7 protein-coding genes are annotated in these 6391 nt (G+C 35.9%); 5 read left to right on the top strand and 2 right to left on the bottom strand.

Translation table 11 applies throughout. The features are described 5' to 3' along the window. The first annotated feature begins 168 nt into the window (after nucleotides 1–168). The 3 genes from QHH19_06255 (at nucleotide 169) to QHH19_06265 (ending at nucleotide 3123) form a co-directional block, all read left to right on the top strand. Nucleotides 169–1122, top strand: coding sequence for a transcription initiation factor IIB (locus QHH19_06255; protein MDH7517927.1), 954 nt, complete (start codon nucleotides 169–171; stop codon nucleotides 1120–1122). Nucleotides 1123–1131: 9 nt separating this feature from the next. After that, nucleotides 1132–1734, top strand: a complete 603-nt coding sequence (locus QHH19_06260; protein MDH7517928.1) for an RlmE family RNA methyltransferase — start codon at nucleotides 1132–1134, stop codon at nucleotides 1732–1734. 420 nt (nucleotides 1735–2154) lie between these two features. Further along, the gene (locus QHH19_06265) at nucleotides 2155–3123 is read left to right on the top strand and encodes a polyprenyl synthetase family protein (GenBank protein ID MDH7517929.1); all 969 of its coding nucleotides are present in this window, start codon (nucleotides 2155–2157) and stop codon (nucleotides 3121–3123) included. A 5-nt stretch (nucleotides 3124–3128) separates the two neighbouring features. On the opposite strand, the gene QHH19_06270 is transcribed toward QHH19_06265, so the two are convergent. Next, entirely contained in the window at nucleotides 3129–3791 is a 663-nt protein-coding gene (locus QHH19_06270; GenBank protein ID MDH7517930.1) for a fibrillarin-like rRNA/tRNA 2'-O-methyltransferase, read from the bottom strand. Between the two features lie 129 nt (nucleotides 3792–3920). Continuing rightward, nucleotides 3921–4343, bottom strand: a complete 423-nt coding sequence (locus QHH19_06275; protein MDH7517931.1) for a hypothetical protein — start codon at nucleotides 4341–4343, stop codon at nucleotides 3921–3923. A gap of 207 nt (nucleotides 4344–4550) precedes the next feature. Between QHH19_06275 and gcvT the strand changes: the two genes are divergently transcribed. Continuing rightward, nucleotides 4551–5678: a glycine cleavage system aminomethyltransferase GcvT gene (gene gcvT / locus QHH19_06280; protein MDH7517932.1), complete on the top strand. Its 1128-nt coding sequence runs from the start codon at nucleotides 4551–4553 to the stop codon at nucleotides 5676–5678. A 24-nt stretch (nucleotides 5679–5702) separates the two neighbouring features. After that, on the top strand, nucleotides 5703–6083 hold the full coding sequence (gcvH, locus tag QHH19_06285) for a glycine cleavage system protein GcvH (protein ID MDH7517933.1): 381 nt from the start codon (nucleotides 5703–5705) through the stop codon (nucleotides 6081–6083). The last annotated feature ends 308 nt before the right edge of the window (nucleotides 6084–6391 follow it).

Genomic DNA, 6391 nt, shown 5'->3' on the forward strand with positions numbered 1-6391 from the left:
AAGGGATCATGTTTGTTGGTCTTATGAGGTTGAGTTGTTGCAGAGTAAAAAATAGTATAAATTTCTACTTTCCGAAGCACTGAGATGGTAGAAATATTTATATATAAGTTCTATTATGTCGTTTAAAAGCATATCGAAAAGTTTAAAAAATTTATGGGGGCAAAATTTATGATTCCCGCTCAATCAAAAAAGAAAAAAGATAAACCAAGCATCGAAGAAATCACCCAATGTCCTGAATGTGGTAGCACACATCTCACAAAGGATTATTCTCGAGCAGAACTTGTTTGTGAAGACTGCGGGCTTGTTATAGATGAAGACTTTATTGATCAGGGACCTGAGTGGCGTGCATTTGACTCTGATCAACGTGAAAAAAGAGCGCGAGTCGGCGCACCAATGACATACACCATCCATGACAAGGGTCTTAGTACGATGATTGGTTGGAAGAACCGTGACTCCTATGGTAAATCAATTCCAACAAGAAACAGAGCACAACTATACAGACTGAGGAAATGGCAGAGGAGAATAAGGGTTAGCGATGCAACAGAACGGAACCTAGCTTTTGCGTTATCAGAACTAGACCGTATGGCATCTGGTATGGGTCTTCCAAGAAATGTTAGGGAAACAGCTGCTATGATTTATAGAAAAGCGGTTCTAAAGAACCTTATACGTGGCAGGAGCATAGAAGGCGTCTCAGCAGCAGCATTGTATGCTGCATGCCGTCAATGTAATGTCCCAAGAACACTAGATGAAATCGCAGGTTCCTCACGAGTCTCAAGAAAGGAGATAGGTAGAACATATAGGTTTATTGCACGTGAACTAGGTCTGAAACTCATGCCGACATCACCACAGGACTATATCTCAAGGTTTTGCAGTGAACTGAAACTAAGCGGAGACGTACAATCCAAGGCGATAGAGATACTAAAGGATGCTGCGGACAAAGAACTAACTAGTGGTCGTGGACCAACAGGTGTAGCAGCAGCCTCAATCTATATAGCATCAATCCTATGCGGTGAGCGTAGAACACAGCGTGAAGTAGCTGATGTCGCTGGTGTCACAGAAGTCACAATCAGAAACAGATACAAAGAACTTGCTGAGCGTTTAGACATAGACATAATACTATAAATTTTTTTTATGACTCGCTGGTACTCAGAGAAAAAAAAGGAGCATTACTACAAAGAAGCCAAAAGAGTTGGTTATAGGGCGCGTTCTGCTTTTAAACTTAAACAGATACAGGATAAATTTAACATTATCAAAAAAGGTGATTTTGTTATAGACCTCGGCGCAGCACCAGGTGGTTGGAGTCAGGTTGCAAAAGAACTCGTCGGCGACCAAGGAAAAGTAATAGGCATAGATTTAGATTACATAAAACCAATTGATGGCATAACATTTTTACAGGGTGATTTAACAGCGGAATCAACTTTAGAGGAACTAAAAAACATTGCTGGTGGAAAAAAAGCAGACGTCATCTTATCTGATATGTCCCCAGATATATCTGGCAACTACTCTGTTGACCAAGCAAGGAGTGTTTATCTATGTGAACACTCCCTTAAATTAGCAACTATGCTGCTTAAACCAGGTGGAAACTTTGTCTGCAAAGTTTTTGAGGGTGAGGATTTACATAATTTCATTTCAAAGATCAATAAAAAATTTAAGATGGTTAAACAGTTTTCGCCCCCAGCATCACGTAAAAGCAGTTCTGAGATATATATAGTTGCTCGGTGTCTACAAAATTAACACCCATTGCCACATGGTGCGATAAATAACAAAAACACCCGGATTTTGTTATCCTGGTAACATAAATTTGATAAAGTGGAATAAATATGCTTTTGTCTCTATCAAGATTGTATACCTAGAGATAATATCATCAGATTTCATAAGAGAGTGATAAGTAAAATATTTGAGGTAGTTATGCTGTTTTCATCTTCCCTCTTAAAAAAACCAATCTGAGATACACCCATGGTTCTAGATATCCACGAAATAGGATGTTTGGTCCAAAAACTTTAAGAACAAGCCTACATATGGTTCAACATCTGTTAATAAATTTGGGAGGCGAAAAATAGCAGATAATTTCAGATAATTTATATACAACAAAATATAAATATATTATATGTAATATAAAATTAAAATAAATCGTCTAAAAAATTAGGGGAATCAATGACAAACAAAAAACAAACTTTAAATGATTTCTTCGAAAACACACAATTGGATTTAGAAAAAAAAATAGAAACAACAATACAAGATAAAAAAATAATCTCAATTTTAGAATCAGGAAAACGTTTACGCCCACTACTAGCACACCTAGCATTCAAGGTATGCACCGGTGGAAAAGAAACACCATATCAATACCAAAGAGCTTTAGAGGGTGCTGTAGTCATAGAACTTGCACACACCGCATCATTGGTACACGATGATATAATCGACAACGATAAAGAACGAAGAGGAAAACCCGCCCTATACATAAAAGAAGGCATACCAAGTGCTATGTTACTTGGCCATAAAATGCTTGCAATAGGCCTAGACATAGCCTTACGACACGGAGAAAAGATAGCAAAACTATATACTGACACATGGAATGAAATACTAAACGGCGAATTAAAAGAAATAAATTTCAACAAAAAAGATATACAAAACAATGGTTCAAAAGAAATAACAAAATCCAAAATTTTCAATGAATACTACAAAATTATAAACATGAAAACAGCATCTCTTTACTCATCAGCATGCAAAGCAGGTGCTATAGAGGCAAATGCAAACGGCCAGATATTAACAACGCTAGAAGAATATGGTAGAGAAATCGGACTGGCATACCAACTAGCTGATGACCTTGTAGACCTTGAAAACGGGGAAATCCTAGATAGCGTAATAGTACCACTTCTAAACAGACTGGATAAAGATACGGTGGATAATAACTCATTAGAAATTAATTCTCTGAAGGAAAAACTAGCTGAGAACTCATCAAAAATCAAACAATTCTACATAAATGAAATCAAAAAACACGTAAACAAAGCCACAGGACTAAGCAAATCAGACACAATACCAAATTCCCCATACAAAGACATGCTGATAGAGGCACCAAAATACATCATAAACAAAATGCTAAAAGAAATAAACATAGCAATCTAAAATTTTTATGGTGTTACTAAAATCGCGGCATGATCCCTTTCATATGGTGATAAATCAATTATTTCTATAACATTAAAACCATGTTTTTTTAATTGACTAATCACAGCGTTATAGATTTCTTTTGGTTTAGAGGAAACATCTATGCTACGCGCCTTAACCATCATAATACCCTGCCCTTCCTTTTTTAAATATTTTTTTAGATTTTTTATGAAAATCTCCGCCTGATTCCTCTGTGAAATATCCTGATAAACAAGATCAACAGAAGATACAACCGTACTGTACTGCTCCGGATGATTAGCATCAGAGAGAATAGGAACAATATTTTTTCTTTTTTCACTAACCATCAACAATTTTTTTAATGCAATCGGTGAGCTCTCAACAGCAAATACAACACCATTTTTTAAGATATCAGAAATATGACTAACAGTCGTACCTGTTGCAGCACCCAGATACAATACCTTAGAATCAGATTTTATTTTTATGTTTTTTAACCCCTTTAAAATCGCAGCAGCTAGTTTGCTTCTATACGGATTCCATGAGCGAAACTCTTTATCTTGATAAGAAATTAATTGTTCGTTGTATACCTTTATGCCTCTGCATGAAGTAGGGTTTTCTGTGAATAGATAGTTTTCTTTTTTAAAAACACCTTCTATTTCCGTTTGTTTCATCGTTTTATGTTATGAGATATGTTTGATAAATGTTTTGTCGAAATCGGTTCTGCAATTAAAGTCAAAATTTTTGTAATAAAAACTAAAAACAATATAAAAGCAAAAAGAAAAAAGATTTTGTTTAGTTAATCAAGAAAAGAAAGGCTGGAGATAAAAATCAGCATAGTACCTACCGTGACCTATGTATTCCGCATTTTTTATTTGTGGGTAATAAAAGATTTTTGATGCCTTTAGAGCGGTGTCTCCCGGACATGTTGTACCTAAATCTATGGAATAAGATCCTGATCCTTCAGGTCCAGGTAAAGTCCAAACTGTTATCCCACCTTGTAACCATTTTACTCTTGCCAAGTTTATTGGTATACCTATCTTTTTAATATATACATGTCCACTGATCGAATAGGTTAAATCAAGTGGACGAGAGTCATCAGATGGTATTAATTGCAAATCGGCGCTATTCTCATGAGATACGCGAGATCCGGGTAATGCAGTGACTACTGTCGCAACTAATAGTCCTATTATCATCAAAATTGCTATAATTGATATCTTTTTCATTTCTTTCTACTGCCTCCTCCGCCTGTTTCTAAAACAAGGAGGTGTACCCCTTTTTTTTGTTGGCATCGACGGCATACCAACACTATTTATTCTTATATATAAAATTTATAGAACAAATATCCTATTACTCTATAAAATTTATTTTTATGCGAAATTGCGAAATCTTAAACTATACTCATAATATACACCCTGATAGAGTCAATAGTTATGCCATTAAAATCACCGTTATATAAAATTCAAGAAAAACTTGGAGCCAAATTTACAGAGTTTGCTGGCTACGAAATGCCCCTACAATATTCGTCAATAAGAGAAGAACATCTAACTGTAAGAAGAGCAGTAGGTCTTTTTGACGTCTCACACATGAGTAACGTATGGATCACCGGAAAAGACGCAACGAAATTATTGAGCCTCACTACAGTAACAGATGCAACAAAAATCGGGGAAAAACAGAGCCAATACACAGAGATACTGAAAGAGGACGGGACAATCATCGATGACACTATTTTTATGAACCTTGGAGACAGATACATGATGATTCCAAACGCTGGTATGAACGCTATCGTAACCAAATGGTTGAATGAACAAGCAAAAAAATACAAACTAGATGCAAAGGCAGAGGATGTATCAAGGGATTTTGTTATACTCGCGATTCAGGGACCAAAATCAAGAGATACACTGCAGAAACTCACTGATACAGATCTTAATTCGGTGAAATTTTTTGGATGTCAATATGATAAAATCGCAGGTGTTGACTGCATCATATCTCACACAGGTTATACCGGAGAACTAGGTTTTGAGTTGCAGATTACTCCAACAAAAAAAGCAGAGGTTGTTTTTAATAAAATACTTGAAGCAGGTAAAGAATTTGGTATAAAACCCATAGGCCTTGGTGCAAGGGACACGCTGAGACTGGAGAAATGCTTCATGCTTGCTGGTAATGAGTTTCAAGGAGGAAAAACACCTCTGGAGGCTACCCTTGGTTGGACTATAAACTGGGATCATGATTTCATAGGTAAACAGGCTTTATTGAAACAAAAAGAACAAGGAAACTACGATAGACTTACTTGTTTATTGTGTATCGACAAAGGCATACCACGGCATGGTTGTATAATCCAAAAAGACGGAGAAAAAGTTGGCATAGTTACAAGCGGAACACTTTCACCATGTCTCAATGTTGGTATAGCAATGGGTTATGTCCGCTATGACCTAAGGTCAGAGGGAAACATTCTGGATATCGTTGTTAGAGATAAACCTTTGAAGGCTAGGGTTGTGAAACCACCTTTTGTACCAAAAGACTGGGCTCAAAAAAATTTAGAAAATGTTTATAACCCATAGTAAATTATTGGGGTTTGATAGATTATGGTAGATGAAGTAAGAGACGATTTAAGGTATACAAAGACGCATGAATGGTTGAAACTAAAGGACAACAGGGCAACTGTTGGTATAACTGATCATGCCCAGTCTCAGCTCACAGATATCGTTTTTGTTGAGTTACCACCAGTTGGTAAAATAGTTAACAAAGGCGATGAACTCTGCGTAGTAGAATCTGTGAAATCTGTATCAGAGGTTTATTCACCTGTTAGTGGAAAGGTTGTTAATGTTAACAAAAAACTAGAGGATTCACCTGAGACTATAAATAAAAGCCCCTATGATGAGGGTTGGCTCGTTGAGTTGGAGATAAAAGATAAATCAGAAGTTGATAAACTTCTTACTGCAGATTCATACAAAAAACAAATATAGCGCATTTAACAAAAATATACGTAACCCCCAAAGATCCAAGAATCCTTATCTATTGTTTAAGGAGAAAAATTTTCTAGGATTTTTTCCGAAATATTCTTATATCATTTATTATATTTCTTAAATTAGGCGGAGAGATGGGATTGCAAGTAATTTCAAAGATTTTTTACTAATGCGGTGTTTTACACCTCCGCCGCCTCCCCCATTAATCTTCTTATAAGAATCATTAATTTTAATAATGTTAATTTGTTTTACAGGATTGATTTAATGAAACTATTACTCATACATAGTGATTATATAGAATACGAGGT

It is taken from the genome of Candidatus Thermoplasmatota archaeon, from assembly GCA_029907305.1.
In the GTDB taxonomy this organism is placed as follows: Archaea; Thermoplasmatota; E2; order DHVEG-1; family DHVEG-1; genus JARYMC01.

What these genes read in the sequence shown, in the direction of transcription:
- QHH19_06255 (MDH7517927.1), top strand. Translation starts at nt 169, where the DNA reads ATGATTCCCGCTCAATCAAAAAAGAAAAAAGATAAACCAAGCATCGAA.
- QHH19_06260 (MDH7517928.1), top strand. Translation starts at nt 1,132, where the DNA reads ATGACTCGCTGGTACTCAGAGAAAAAAAAGGAGCATTACTACAAAGAA.
- QHH19_06265 (MDH7517929.1), top strand. Translation starts at nt 2,155, where the DNA reads ATGACAAACAAAAAACAAACTTTAAATGATTTCTTCGAAAACACACAA.
- QHH19_06270 (MDH7517930.1), bottom strand. Translation starts at nt 3,791, where the DNA reads ATGAAACAAACGGAAATAGAAGGTGTTTTTAAAAAAGAAAACTATCTA.
- QHH19_06275 (MDH7517931.1), bottom strand. Translation starts at nt 4,343, where the DNA reads ATGAAAAAGATATCAATTATAGCAATTTTGATGATAATAGGACTATTA.
- gcvT (MDH7517932.1), top strand. Translation starts at nt 4,551, where the DNA reads ATGCCATTAAAATCACCGTTATATAAAATTCAAGAAAAACTTGGAGCC.
- gcvH (MDH7517933.1), top strand. Translation starts at nt 5,703, where the DNA reads ATGGTAGATGAAGTAAGAGACGATTTAAGGTATACAAAGACGCATGAA.